Source organism: Chryseobacterium balustinum, assembly GCF_900168205.1.
Lineage (GTDB): Bacteria > Bacteroidota > Bacteroidia > Flavobacteriales > Weeksellaceae > Chryseobacterium > Chryseobacterium balustinum.
In genome coordinates, this window is record NZ_FUZE01000005.1 from 169,211 (window position 1) to 183,479 (window position 14,269).

Here is a 14,269-nt window from a genome sequence, read left to right on the forward strand (position 1 = left end):
TCGTCACAAACATACATAATAAAATGACAATTAAAGAAGTAATTTCTGTAATAGAAAATCAGATTGCAATGCCGCAAGCGGAAGATTTTGATAATGTTGGGCTTTTGTGCGGAATTCCAAGTCGTAATGTAAGTGGAGTTTTGGTTTGTCACGATGCTTTGGAGAATGTTATTGATGAAGCGATTGCCAAAAATTGTAATCTTGTGGTATGTTTTCATCCTATTATTTTCTCAGGTTTAAAATCTCTTACAGGTAAAAATTATGTTGAAAGAGCTGTGTTAAAAGCGATTGAAAACAAAGTTGCCATTTATGCCATTCATACTGCTTTTGATAATGATTATTCTGGAGTAAATGCAGGAATTTGCAACGCATTAGGTTTGAAAAATGTAAAAATACTTCAGCCTAAGAAAAATAATTTAAAACAATTAAATGTGTATGTTCCAACTGATTATTCTGAACAGTTGAAAGAAGCTCTTTTCTCTGCCGGAGCGGGAAATATAGGTTTTTATGACGAATGCAGTTTTAAAACTGAAGGAAGCGGAACTTTCAGACCGATTGAAGGTTCAACTCCTTTTTCAGGGCAGCAAAATGTAAGAGAAAATGCAGATGAAAATATGATTTCTGTGATTTTTGAAGCATTTAAACAAAATCAAATTATTGCAGCAATGAAAGAAGCGCATCCTTATGAAGAAGTTGCATACCAAATTTATTCTTTAGATAATGAAAATCAATATGCTGGTTTAGGAATGTATGGTGAGTTTGATCAAGAGATGGATGAAAAAGATTTTCTGAGATTTATTAAAGATAAATTTAAGGTTGAAATTATCAAGCATTCAGATTTTACAGATAAAAAAATAAAAAGAGTAGGGGTTTTAGGAGGTTCCGGAGCAAGCGGAATAAAATCTGCTCTTGCAAAAAAATGTGACGCTTACATTACGGGTGACCTCAAATATCATGATTATTTTCAGGCAGAATCTAAAATATTGCTTTGTGATGTAGGACATTATGAATCAGAACAATGGGTTGCTCAACAAATATTTGAAATTTTATCACAAAAAATTAGTACATTTGCAATCTTAAATTCTAGCGAAAAAACAAACCCAGTAAATTATTTCCTTTAGATATGGCAAATTTAACAGATATTTCAGTTGAAGAAAAATTAAGAGCTTTATATGATTTACAAATCATAGATTCAAGATTAGACGAAATCCGTAATACAAGAGGAGAATTGCCAATCGAAGTTGAAGATCTTGAAATTGAAATTGAAGGTCTTGAAACAAGAGCTGAAAAATTTCAGGCAGATATTAAAGAGCAGAATGATCAAATCAATACTAAAAATGAGGTGATCAACCATGCAAAAACACTTATTGAAAAATACAAGTCTCAACAGGATAACGTAAGAAACAATAAAGAGTTTGAAGCTTTAGGAAAAGAGATGGAATATCAGGAACTTGAAATTCAACTTTCTGAAAAAAGAATCAAAGAATTTGGAGCTAAAATTGGGCACAAAGAAGAAACTTTGAATGAGTTGACTACAAAAATCAACGATTTGAAGAATCACCTTAAATTCAAAAAAGAAGAGTTGGAAGGTCTTGTATCTGAAACTCAGAAAGAAGAAGAATATCTTCTTGAAAAATCTAAAGAATTTGCATCTAAAATCGACGAAAGATTATTAGCTTCTTACCACAGAATCAGAAAGAGCTCTTCTACAGGTTTAGCAGTTGTAGGTTTAGAAAGAGGTGCTCCAAAAGGATCATTCTTTACAATTCCACCTCAAAAGCAAATGGAAATCGCTCAGAGAAAGAAAATCATTATTGATGAGCATTCAGGGAAAATCCTTGTAGATGACGAGTTGGTAATAGAAGAAACTGAAAAAATGAAATCTGTAATTAAATTTTAATTACTTGTTTTAATGAAATATAAAAGCTGTCTCAATTTTTTTGAGACAGCTTTTTTTATGGCTTATCATTGTGAACAGACTGGAAATTTGCAACGTGGTTTTGAAGTGACAAAACTCTCTTTCATAATAAATTATAATCATTCACTTTATCATTCCGCAGGAATCCAGACAATGATCTAAAATTTAAGATTTCACGCTCCATTTCATTCTGCCCTGAAGGATAGACACAACGTCTTATTATAGAACAAAAAAGCCGCTCCAAAAGAAACGGCTCCATTTTATTTAATCGTGATGTTCATACATCTTATTGTACAAATCAATAAACTTTTCTTTAATTGCTTTACGTTTAAGCTTTAAAGTAGGTGTTAAAAGCCCGGCTTCAATTCCCCAAACCTCTGGTGTCAGTTCAATCTTTTTGATTCTTTCCCAGTTTCCTAAATGTTCGTTGATGCCATCAATCTCTTTTTCAATTCTAGCTTTCAATTCAGCACTTTTAGCAATTTCTTGCGGAGTTGCACCGATGCTTAAGTTATTTCTCATTGCCCAGTTTTTAGCAAATTCAAAATCGGGTTGTACTAATGCGGTTGGCATTTTTTCGCCATCACCAACTACCATGATTTGTTCGATAAATTTTGAAGCTTTTGCTAAATTTTCAATCGTTTGTGGAGCGATGTACTTTCCGCCTGAAGTTTTAAACATTTCTTTCTTACGGTCGGTAATTTGTAGGAAACCTTCGCTATCGATGTGTCCGATATCTCCGGTTTTGAAAAATCCGTCTTCTGTGAATGCTTCTTTGGTTTGTTCCTCGTTTTTAAAATAGCTTTTAAAAACGGAAGGTCCTTTTACAGTAATTTCACCGTCTTGCTGAATTTTTACCGTTAAATTATCCAAAGGATGGCCTACAGTTCCTACTTTCATTTTCCCGAAAGAGTTTACCGAAATTACAGGCGAGGTTTCAGTCAAGCCATATCCTTCCAAAATAGGAATTCCTGCGTTTTGGAACATTAAATTTAATCGGGTAGATAAAGCCGCCGATCCTGAAACTAAAGTGATAATCTCGCCTCCCAAGCCTTCTCTCCATTTTTTGAAAACCAGTTTGTCTGCTATAATCTCCTGCAATCCCGAAGGTTTTGAAACTTCCTTTTTCTTTTGAATTAATTGTAAAGCCCAGAAGAAGATTTTCTGTTTTAAACCACCTGCATTAGAACCGGTATTGTAAATTTTATCATATACTTTTTCTACCAAACGAGGTACAACACTCATGTAATGGGGTTTAACTTCTTTTACGTTTTCGCCCATTTTTTCGATACTTTCGGCAAAATAGATTGAGAAACCATTGTATTGGAAAAGGTAAAACAGCATTCTCTCAAAGATGTGGCAAATTGGCAAAAAACTTAAAACTCTAGTATCTTTATAATCTAAACTCTTTTTCTTTGGAATTCTTGGAATTGAACCTAAAACATTAGCGACAATATTTTCATGGGTAAGCATTACCCCTTTAGGCTTTCCTGTGGTTCCGGAAGTATAGATTAAAGTAGCTAAATCTTCAGTGTTAATTGCCTTAGAAAGATCTTCTACCTCAATTTGTGTAGAGTCATCCTCACCCAAATCTAATACTTCTTTCCAATTGGCAGCTCCGCTCACATTATCAAAAGTGAAAATACCTTGCAGACTTGATACATTGTGTTTGATCTTCATTACTTTGGCAAGCAATTCTTTATCAGAAACAAAGCAGTATTTTATTTCTGCATTATTAAAAATAAACTCGTAGTCTTCAGGGGAAATACTTGGATAAACCGGAACAGAAACCACACCGATTTGTGAAAGCCCAAGATCCATTATTGCCCATTCTGTACGAGAATTGGTTGTGATCAATGCAATTTTATCACCAGGTTTAATGCCTAGTTTTAAAAGTCCCCTCGAAATTTTATTCCCTTGATTGACGAACTCTTGGGTAGAGGTTTTTTTCCATTCACCATGATATTTAGTAACAAACATATCGCTTTTTGGGAGATGTTCTAAAGCATAGTGAGGTATATCGAATAATCTTTTGATTGACATAATTTTCAAATAATAGTTAGGATTTTAAATATAAGAATTTTTTTTAACTAGGGAAATAAGTTCTTATTGTTTAGAATTTAATAAAATGTATGCCATAATATTTTTAATAATTCAAATTATAATAATATCTTCTGAAAAATTACAAATCCTGCGAAAATCTTGATTAACTCCTAATTAATGAATCTGTTTTCAGATTTGCTTAAAAAGTGTAAATTAGCCACTATATAATAGAAAATTTTATGGACTTTAATTTATCAGAAGAACAGCTGATGATTCAGCAGGCAGCAAGAGATTTTGCACAAACAGAACTTCTACCCGAAGTTATCGAAAGAGACAGGGAGCAGAAGTTTCCGGCTGAGCAAGTGAAGAAAATGGGGGAGATGGGACTTTTAGGAATGATGGTTGACCCAAAATATGGTGGAGCAGGAATGGACAGCGTTTCTTACGTTTTGGCAATGGAAGAAATCGCAAAAGTTGATGCTTCTGCTGCTGTGGTAATGTCTGTAAACAACTCTCTAGTTTGTGCAGGTCTTGAAAAATTTGCTTCTGAAGAGCAAAAAGTGAAATATCTTACTCCTCTTGCAAGCGGACAGGTAATCGGAGCTTTTGCTTTATCTGAGCCTGAAGCGGGTTCTGATGCGACATCTCAACAAACTACTGCTGAAGATAAAGGAGACTACTATTTATTAAATGGTATTAAAAACTGGATTACAAACGGTGGAACTGCATCTTATTATATCGTAATTGCACAAACTAATCCTGAGAAAAAACATAAAGGAATCAACGCTTTCATCGTTGAAAGAGGTTGGGAAGGTTTCGAAATCGGAACGAAAGAAGATAAATTAGGAATCAGAGGAAGTGATACGCATTCTTTGCTTTTCAACAACGTAAAAGTACCAAAAGAAAACAGAATTGGTGAAGACGGTTTCGGATTCAATTTCGCAATGGCTGTTTTGAACGGTGGTAGAATCGGTATCGCTTCTCAGGCTTTAGGTATTGCTTCAGGAGCTTACGAATTGGCTTTGAAGTATGCTAAAACAAGAAAGGCTTTCAAAACTGAAATTATCAATCACCAGGCGATTGCTTTCAAATTAGCAGATATGGCAACTCAGATCACCGCTGCAAGAATGCTTTGCTTTAAAGCGGCTTGTGAAAAAGATGCCGGAAAAGATATTTCTGAAAGTGGAGCAATGGCAAAATTATACGCTTCTCAGGTTGCAATGGATACTACAATTGAAGCTGTGCAAATTCACGGTGGATACGGATATGTGAAAGAATATCACGTAGAAAGAATGATGCGTGATGCAAAAATCACTCAGATTTATGAAGGAACTTCTGAAATCCAAAAAATTGTGATTTCTAGAAGTATTTCTAAGTAATTAAAAAAACATCAAACACTATCTTATGAAAAAATCTTTGTGGATTACTTTAGGAGTCGTTTTATTTCTTGTAGGAGTTTTCGTCTGGTATAAGTTTTTCTTCGTTTTCGGAGAAGGCGTAAAGTCAGGATATCTCAATTACGCCATCAAAAAAGGATATGTTTTTAAAACGTATGAAGGCAAATTGATTCAGGAAGGTTTTGGAAAAGGTAAAACAGGCACAATTACAAGCTATGAGTTTGAATTTTCTGTATCTGATCCCGAAGTTTTCAAACAACTGGAGCTCAACAGCGGTAAAAACTTTGATCTTCATTATAAAGAATACAAAGGATCGCTTCCTTGGAGAGGAAACACAAGATATGTTGTAGATAAGATAGTCAACATGAAATAATGGAAAAGGCCCTCAATTGAGAGCCTTTTCTTTTACACCAAATCACAATATTAATAAAATTATGAGATAATAAAATTAAGAGGAAAAACTGAGACTGTATAATTTATTTTCTTAAAATTTAATTAAAATGCAATAATAATTTAGTTTGATTGGTTTTCAGATGGTTTATTGTTCTTCTTTTTGTAAAAATAGTAACCAATTCCAGCTATCACAAAAAGCGGCCAAAGCGGAAGAATAAACAGGAAAATTGAGGTAATCACATTCCATCCGGAAGATATTGCGTCTAAAGATTTTCCGCCAAATGTTTCAGGTTTGCTTTTTGCCAGGGCAGCTTCTGAAGTTCCATAGAGGGTAATTTCCATATCACATAGCGTGTTGTTTACAAAATCCTGTCCGTTCACGTCAATTTCTTTATTTTCTACATTCCCAATATTGAAGCTTAGGTCATCCATTAGATAATCAAATTTCTGGATCGGAACTTTTACTTTCAGGTATGCAATTTTGGTATCGTTGTTATTAAGAGAAATATTTTCACTTTTTACAGATCCGTCATATTTTTTTACCAATTCTTTCACGGTCTCTTTAGCAGTCTCAGCATCGTTTACACTAAGTTCCAAAACTCCGGTTTTCTGCATTTTGTTCTGAGAAATTTTTTCTACTTGTTTAGGTTTGTCTTTGTAAATGATTTTTGTTTCTTTAATCACTTTCGGAGCCGGAACATTGACCACAATTTTATGAAGAGAATCTTTCTTTTCAGTTTTTGATTCCAATTTCATATTGCTTATTTTTTCTGATAAAGAATCAACGCTTTTTGAAGTTGCCTCCATCTTTTGAACCGCTTCGCTTTTTGTTTTCTCGAAATCTTTAATTTGGATATTTGCAGAATCAAATACAGCTTCCGCATCATGATGGATAGAATTAATTTTCTCTCCTACAATTGTAGCGGCACTGTCTGCATTGGTGACGGCGTTTTCCAATTGAGGTTGGGTAGCTTCACCTTTCTTACACATTACAAACACGCTTGATACCGCAATTAATACAATGAACTTTTTCATAAGATTATTTTTTTGTTGAAGTAAAATTAAGAGTGAAGTTCTTGTAATGCTTGTAAAAGAAATGTATGATTTTAGTAAAATTTTATACATTTGAAAATCAGGTAATTGTAAATCTATTATAATTGTTTTACAAAGATTTTAGTTAAATGTTAAAAATGTTAAAAGAAAATTATTATTAAGAATATAATAATATTTAACTTTGCTTTTTAAGACTTTCATAATGAAAAGTGTTTGGGTGATGGTATTGTCGTATTTATTATTTGTTGTAGGTTTAAGTTGCAGCAATTCTGTCTTGGGTAAAAGTGATATAAAAACGGATAAGTTAATAATGATGCAGGATAATTCTGTTGGTTTTTCGGAAGAGAGAAGATTAAATAAGGATATTGATTTGAAAGAGTTTGTTATTCTTACAACCTTTAATCAAACTTTAGATATTTACAGTAAGTTAAATGATAAAAAGTTCTCACGATCTGAACCTATACCAACGCTTTTTGATGATGAGTTTTTTATGTTATTAAAGCCACGCTTAAAGATATTTAAATATGGAGATATTGATGTCGTAAAAATTGAAAAAGAAAAATCTGTTTTGAATGTATATTATACAGAAATAGAAAATGAAGAATATCTATTAAATAAACAAAAAGATCCGATACTGATATTGAGATTAAAAGGAGGTGTTCCTTCAAATGTTAATCTTATACCCCTTAATATAAAATTAAAATAAAATATATGAGAAAAAAACTACTCGTTCTGAGTACTTTACTTGTGTTTTCAGCGGTGGGTTTTGCTCAGCAAAATGACTGGAAGAAGTTTGATTCCAAAATTACCAGTGAAGTGCGTGAGAATAATGCAAAAGTTACAGATTATTCTCTGTTTACTTTAAATATCAACGAAATTCAAAGTAAACTTAAAAATGTACCAGATATAGATCAACAGTCTGCTCGTAAAGGAATTTTGCTAAATTTTCCAAATCTTGCAGGGAGTTTTGATACTTATGAAATTTTTGAATCATCGACAATGCATCCGGATCTTCAGAGTAGATATTCTGAAGTAAAATCTTATGTTGGATTTAAAAAAGGCGATAAATCATCAAGTTTAAGATTCACTATTGATCCTTATTTTGGTTTCAATGGGATGATTAGAAATAATGAAGGTATTTATTATATTGATTCTTACACAAAAGACAATCAAGTCTACAAATTATATGATAGAAAAAAAGCATCATCCCTTAATCAATTTGAATGTCTTTTCAATGGAGACAGTGAAATAAAAGAAGTGACTGCCACTGCTCAAAAGACGGTTATTGATGGGCTTAAAAGAAAATACAGACTTGCCATTACTACAACTACAGAATATACAGCATATATTGCAGGGCAAGCAGGTGTAGGTGCTGGAACTGATGCTCAGAAAAAAGCTGCGGTACTTGCTGCTGTCAATTTAGTAGTGACTCGTCTTAATGAGGTTTTTGAAAGAGATATGTCTATAAGGCTACAATTAATAGCTAATACAGATACTTTATTCTTTATTGCTACCGATACGTTTGATACTCTTGATGCTTCTCAAATGTTAAGTCAGAATATTACGGTAACGAACAATGCTATTGGTCTTGCTAATTATGATATAGGGCATTTATTTTTCAGAGCAACTGCGGGTAACGATAACGGTTTGGCCGCAACACCTTCTGTCTGTGGGAATAGTAAAGCAGGTGGGGTAACAGGTTCAGCAAATCCTGTAGGAGACCCTTTCGTAATCGATTTTGTTGCTCACGAAATGGGGCATCAATTTGGAGCTAAGCATACTCAAAATAATGGTTGTAATAGAAATGGTCCTACGTCTATAGAACCCGGAAGCGCAAGCACTATTATGGGATATGCAGGAATTTGTGCTCCAAATGTTCAAGCTAATAGTGATGCTTATTACCACGCAGTTAGCATAAGAGAAATGTATACAACGCTTACAGGTACAGGATCACCTTCTACTTGTGGCGAAAAGACACCGATAAATAATGCAGAGCCAATTGCTAATGCAGGTTTAGATAGAAGCATTCCTAAGAGCACACCATTTATGTTAACAGCTTCGGCTACAGATGCTAATAATGATGCACTTACTTATACGTGGGAACAAATAGATCCAGGAGCGGTAGCTGCTACAACACCACCATCTTCTACTCTTGCAGTGGGTCCATTATTTAGATCTATTAGCCCAACGGCAGCGAATTATAGGTATTTTCCAAAATTACCTGTCATTGTAACTCCATCTACAGTAAGTACTTGGGAAGTTCTTCCTTCTGTTGCAAGAGACCTTAATTTTTCGGTATTGGTAAGAGATAATAATGCATTAGGAGGACAAACTGGACGTGATGATGTGAAGCTTACTGTAGTAAATACTGCGGGGCCTTTCGTGGTTACTTCTCAAAACACAGCAGGAGTAGTTTGGACTGAAGGACAATCTCAAACCATTACTTGGAATATCGCCAACACCACTGCTGCGCCAGTAAGTACACCTAATGTAAGTATTTTATTGTCAACTGATGGAGGAGTAACTTTCCCTCACATATTAGTTGCCAGTACACCCAATGATGGAAGCCATACTATCACTATCCCAGGAGGGTTAGGAAATAGTACCACTGCGAGAATCATGGTGAAAGCAGTAGAAAATGTATTTTTGAATGTAAATTCTCAAAACTTTACAGTGAGTTCTTCTGCTGTTGTAATACCACCTAATCCAGGAACCCCAGGAACTCCAGGAACACCTGGAACACCTGGTACTCCAGGAACTCCAGGAGCGGCACCTTCTCCTATTTACACTGGTTTAATGATTTATCCTATTCCTTCAAGCGATGGTAATGTTTATATTAAACTAGATTTTCCTAAATTAACACCTCTTGCTCCATACGCATTCAGCTATACAATCTATGCGATGGATGGAAAGCTTGTTATTCCTAAAAGGAATCGTCTATTCTTTTCAGATCATTTGGAGAAAATTGATTTAACGAGTGTACCAAGCGGAACTTACATGATTGAAGTTCAGTTGGAAGGCGAAAGAATCGTTAAAAAATTACTAATGCTAAATAAATAATCAATAAATATTTAAAATAAGAAACCCGTTAAGTTGCTAAACTTAACGGGTTTTTATATCGTATTAACTTCTTATTTAAGCATTCTTAAATTCACTGATAAAATGTAGTTTCACATTTGGGAATTTTTCCTGTGTCATGTGAATAGTGAAAGATGAATCTGCCAAGAAAACCAATTGATTATACTTATCTCTTGCTAAAAATCTCTGCTTCAATCTTGCAAATTCTTTAAATTCATCAGATTTTTCATCTGCTTCTACCCAACAAGCTTTGTGCATAGAAAGAGGTTCATATGTACATTTTGCGCCATATTCATGTTCCAGACGGTATTGGATAACTTCATACTGAAGTGCCCCCACAGTTCCGATGATTTTTCGGTTGTTCATTTCAAGGGTAAATAACTGAGCAACCCCTTCATCCATCAGCTGATCGATACCTTTTGCCAATTGCTTCGCTTTCAAAGGATCGGTATTATTAATGTATCTGAAATGTTCAGGTGAGAAGCTTGGAATTCCTTTGAAACTCAATTTTTCACCACCAGTTAGGGTATCGCCAATTCTGAAACTTCCGGTATCATGAAGTCCGACGATATCTCCGGGGAAACTTTCGTCAACTACTTCTTTTTTATCTGCGAAGAATGCGTTCGGAGATGAGAATTTCATTTTCTTGCCTTCTCTTACCAATAGATAATTTTCATTTCTTTTGAAAACTCCCGAAACAATTTTCACGAAAGCCAACCTATCTCTGTGTTTAGGATCCATATTGGCATGAATTTTAAAAACAAATCCAGTGAAATTATTTTCTTCAGGCTTTACAAGACGGGTTTCGCTTTCTTTTGGCTGTGGCATTGGAGCGATGTCGATAAAGGCATCCAACAATTCACGAACTCCAAAATTATTTAAAGCAGAACCAAAGAAAACCGGTTGTAAATCTCCATTCATATAATCTTCACGATTAAATTCAGGATAAACAGACTGTATCAAATCGAGTTCTTCTCTTAAATTTTTTGCTGCTTTTTCGCCAATAACTTCATCGATTTTAGGATCATTAATGTCATCAAACTTTATTGCTTCACCTACTTTCTGTTTTTTCTCTTCTAAAAATAACTGAATGTTGTCTTCCCAAATATTATAAATTCCCTGAAAATCTGCACCCATACCAATCGGTAAAGAAAGCGGGCAAACCGTTAATCCTAATTTCTGCTCAACTTCATCCAGCAAATCGAAAGCATCTTTTCCTTCACGGTCAAGCTTATTGATGAAAACCAACATTGGGATGTTTCTCATTCTACAAACCTTAACGAGTTTTTCGGTCTGTTCCTCAACTCCTTTTGCAACGTCAATTACAACAATTACAGAGTCTACCGCAGTTAATGTTCTATAAGTATCTTCAGCAAAATCTTTGTGACCCGGAGTATCCAAGATATTAATTTTATGATCTCTGTATTCAAAAGCCAACACGGAAGTTGCTACCGAGATTCCTCTCTGTCTTTCAATTTCCATGAAATCGGAAGTTGCTCCTTTCTTTATTTTGTTGGATTTTACCGCACCTGCTTCCTGAATTGCCCCCCCGAAAAGTAATAACTTTTCTGTAAGAGTGGTTTTTCCGGCATCGGGGTGAGAGATAATTCCGAAGGTTTTTCTTTTTTCTATTTCTTTGATTAAGTCTGACATATTGTATTTTGAATTTGCAAAAATCGTGAAATTAATCGAATTCTGAAAATCTCATTTTTATGGATGTTTAAAATGAGATTTGTAAAAGAGTATGAGTTTTCTTAAATACATATTTTTAATAATATTTATTAAAAATAAAAGCCTCTCATGTTTTTTAGTTTTCTCTTGGAAATTTTGTTGCATTAGTTTTGCCTAATATTTAATTTTTACTGTTTATGCGTAATAATTAATTGGTTTTTTTGAGCAAATAGGGAATTGTACGAATGTTTATGAAAATTTTAAATTGATATAAAAAGTAGAGTTATGTGTGTGGTAAATGTAAAAAACCATTAAATTTGTTGAAACAAAATTATTATGAAGAGATATATACTGCGGTTTTCTTTATTTTTATTAGCTACCAATGCTTTTTATGCACAACAAATTCAATCAAGAAAACCTATCAGGGAAATTAATTTAAATTCAAAAAAAGCAGGAGATTATATAGATGTAAATGTTGCTCCTTACCCTGAAAGTAATTATACTCCTACACAACTCGTTACAGATGTTTTGGTAGGAACTTCGGGTTCTTGTGGAACTCCAAATATTTCCAACGTTACAGTGAGCCCCAATCAACTTGTTACCAATAACAACAGATTTTGGGGTTATTTTAATAAATCAACTTCAACTTTCCCTTTTGAAGAAGGAATTGTCTTAACTACAGGATATGCAAGAAAGGCAGGTAATGCGCTTGAACCTCTCACTTTAAGTGATGGTAATGGAGGAGGAAGCGATGCTGATCTTATTGCAGCGATTGGGGTGACTACCCAAATTAGTAATGCGGCAGTTTTAGAATTTGACTTTGTACCTACAAGTTCTCAGATGAAGTTCAGATATATTTTTGCATCTGAAGAATACGAAGGCAACTTTCCATGTCCTCCAACACAGTATGATGATGCATTCGCTTTATTACTGAAACCTAATACACCAGGTGCTACTTATACTAACCTAGCGGTTTTGCCTGGAGGTGCAGGACCTGTTTCCGTACCTAATATTCTTCCGGGAAGCTTTGCGTGTGGCCCTATTAATGCCCAGTATTTTGGTTCTTTGGCTCCAAATGCAACAAATTATAATGGTACTACAGCACCTCTTACAGCTGAAGCTACAGTGATTCCTGGACAATCTTACCACATCAAGATGGTCGTAGCTGATGCAAGAGACAGTAGCTATGGTTCTTCTGTTTTTTTAGAAGCAGGTTCATTTGATATCGGTGTAAATTTATTAGATCCTTCGGGGGCTCAATTACCGGCAGAAATTAATGTTTGCGATAATGTACCCCAAGTGATTACGGCATCCACAAGTGGTCCAAATTTAAATTATAAGTGGTTTTTTAATGGTGTAGAAATACCTGGTGCAATCACAAATACCATCACAGCAATACAATCTGGAGATTATAAAATTGAAGTGAGTGTTCCTGGAAATCCTTGTCCCGGATCTGCAAGTATAAAAATAAATGGAGGAATCACTCCAGAAGCACATGATGGAACTTATCTTTTATGTACGACGCCAGATGTGACTACATTTAATTTAAATGCAACAAAAGCTTCCATTAGTAATAATTCTCTAACGGCAACATTTCGTTTTTATGAAAATCAAGCAGACGCATTGGCGCAAAACAATAGTTATATAGCTAATATTTACAATTATAACGGTACAGATGGACAAATTTTATACGTTGTAGTTTCTGATGGTGTTTTTTGTAGTAAATTGGTAGAGCTTACTTTACAAAGAGAAGTAACGCCTGTTGCACAATTAACTTCATCTCAATTCAGAATTTGTGCGGGAGAGACAATTACGCTTAAAGCATCTGGAGGGGTAACGTATCTTTGGGATAATTTTGGAGGAAGTGGCGATACACAGACCGTTACACTACATCAGTCTACCGAATTTACAGTGTACGCAATCGGAACAAAAGGTTGTAAATCTCTTCAGCCTGCAAAAGTAAGAATAGAAGTTATTCCGGCTATTACAACTCCGTTATTGGATGTAGAAATGTGTGTAGGAGATAGTATTGTGCTGGATGCAGGAGCTGGAGATAATTACACCTATCTGTGGAATACAGGCGCAACTACTCAGACGATTGTTGCAAATGAGTTAGGTATTTATAGTGTTGAAATCGATAATGGAGTATGTAAAGACGAATTTAAAGTGAAAGTATTCGCTGCAGCTTTACCGTTTTTTACGAATCTTAATTATTCAGATAATACATTGACGGTAACGGCGTATAGCCCTACCATTAACAATTTTCCGCAAACACTAGAATATTCTATTGATGGGATCGACTGGCAGGAGTCTAATGTCTTCCCGGGTCTTCTAAATAATAAAAATTATACGGTAAGAGTAAGAATTAAAGGAACCAGTTGTAATGGTACTATAGAATTTTTTACTCTACATATCAATAATGTAATTACCCCAAATCAGGATGGGGTTAATGATGTTTTAGACCTTACTTCTTTAGGGGGCTTTAAAAACTTTACAGGTTCTATTTACGACAGATATGGCGTAGAAATGTTCAGATTCTCAAAAGAAACACCAATCTGGAACGGAACTGTTGGTGGAAAAAGATTACCAACGGCAACATATTGGTACAAATTTAATTTTGAATACAATAAGTCTAAAACCCAAATGAACCAATCGGGTTGGATTATGTTGAAAAACAGAGAGTAACTCTCAATATTTAGATAAAGAAAAATGCCTT

10 protein-coding genes are annotated in these 14,269 nt (G+C 34.4%); 7 read left to right on the plus strand and 3 right to left on the minus strand.

What is annotated here, in order from left to right:
• Positions 1-23 precede the first annotated feature (23 nt).
• Both B5X64_RS08945 and B5X64_RS08950 read left to right on the plus strand, forming a co-directional pair.
• Positions 24-1,121, plus strand: a complete 1,098-nt coding sequence (locus B5X64_RS08945; RefSeq protein ID WP_079464898.1) for a Nif3-like dinuclear metal center hexameric protein — start codon at positions 24-26, stop codon at positions 1,119-1,121.
• Positions 1,122-1,123: 2 nt separating this feature from the next.
• Positions 1,124-1,900: a zinc ribbon domain-containing protein gene (locus B5X64_RS08950; RefSeq protein ID WP_079464899.1), complete on the plus strand. Its 777-nt coding sequence runs from the start codon at positions 1,124-1,126 to the stop codon at positions 1,898-1,900.
• A 282-nt stretch (positions 1,901-2,182) separates the two neighbouring features.
• Here the strand turns inward: B5X64_RS08950 and B5X64_RS08955 are convergent, their stop codons facing one another.
• Positions 2,183-3,961, minus strand: a complete 1,779-nt coding sequence (locus B5X64_RS08955) for an AMP-dependent synthetase/ligase (RefSeq protein WP_079464900.1) — start codon at positions 3,959-3,961, stop codon at positions 2,183-2,185.
• Positions 3,962-4,200: 239 nt separating this feature from the next.
• Between B5X64_RS08955 and B5X64_RS08960 the strand changes: the two genes are divergently transcribed.
• Both B5X64_RS08960 and B5X64_RS08965 read left to right on the plus strand, forming a co-directional pair.
• Complete coding sequence (locus B5X64_RS08960) at positions 4,201-5,340, plus strand: acyl-CoA dehydrogenase (RefSeq protein WP_079464901.1); 1,140 nt, start codon at positions 4,201-4,203, stop codon at positions 5,338-5,340.
• Positions 5,341-5,365: 25 nt separating this feature from the next.
• Positions 5,366-5,731 carry a hypothetical protein gene (locus tag B5X64_RS08965; RefSeq protein ID WP_079464902.1) on the plus strand — a complete coding sequence of 122 codons (366 nt, stop codon included), beginning with the start codon at positions 5,366-5,368 and terminating at the stop codon, positions 5,729-5,731.
• Positions 5,732-5,871: 140 nt separating this feature from the next.
• On the opposite strand, the gene B5X64_RS08970 is transcribed toward B5X64_RS08965, so the two are convergent.
• Positions 5,872-6,786, minus strand: a complete 915-nt coding sequence (locus B5X64_RS08970; protein WP_079464939.1) for a DUF4349 domain-containing protein — start codon at positions 6,784-6,786, stop codon at positions 5,872-5,874.
• A 220-nt stretch (positions 6,787-7,006) separates the two neighbouring features.
• Here B5X64_RS08970 and B5X64_RS08975 point away from each other — a divergent pair, with 220 nt between their 5' ends.
• Together B5X64_RS08975 and B5X64_RS23185 are read left to right on the plus strand one after the other, a co-directional pair.
• The gene (locus B5X64_RS08975; protein WP_079464903.1) at positions 7,007-7,510 is read left to right on the plus strand and encodes a hypothetical protein; all 504 of its coding nucleotides are present in this window, start codon (positions 7,007-7,009) and stop codon (positions 7,508-7,510) included.
• A 5-nt stretch (positions 7,511-7,515) separates the two neighbouring features.
• Entirely contained in the window at positions 7,516-9,864 is a 2,349-nt protein-coding gene (locus tag B5X64_RS23185) for a reprolysin-like metallopeptidase (RefSeq protein WP_079464904.1), read from the plus strand.
• A 75-nt stretch (positions 9,865-9,939) separates the two neighbouring features.
• Here B5X64_RS23185 and B5X64_RS08985 read toward each other — a convergent pair whose 3' ends face one another.
• On the minus strand, positions 9,940-11,535 hold the full coding sequence (locus tag B5X64_RS08985) for a peptide chain release factor 3 (protein ID WP_079464905.1): 1,596 nt from the start codon (positions 11,533-11,535) through the stop codon (positions 9,940-9,942).
• A gap of 354 nt (positions 11,536-11,889) precedes the next feature.
• On the opposite strand from B5X64_RS08985, the gene B5X64_RS08990 reads away from it, so the two are divergent.
• On the plus strand, positions 11,890-14,238 hold the full coding sequence (locus B5X64_RS08990; RefSeq protein WP_079464906.1) for a choice-of-anchor L domain-containing protein: 2,349 nt from the start codon (positions 11,890-11,892) through the stop codon (positions 14,236-14,238).
• Positions 14,239-14,269 lie beyond the last annotated feature (31 nt).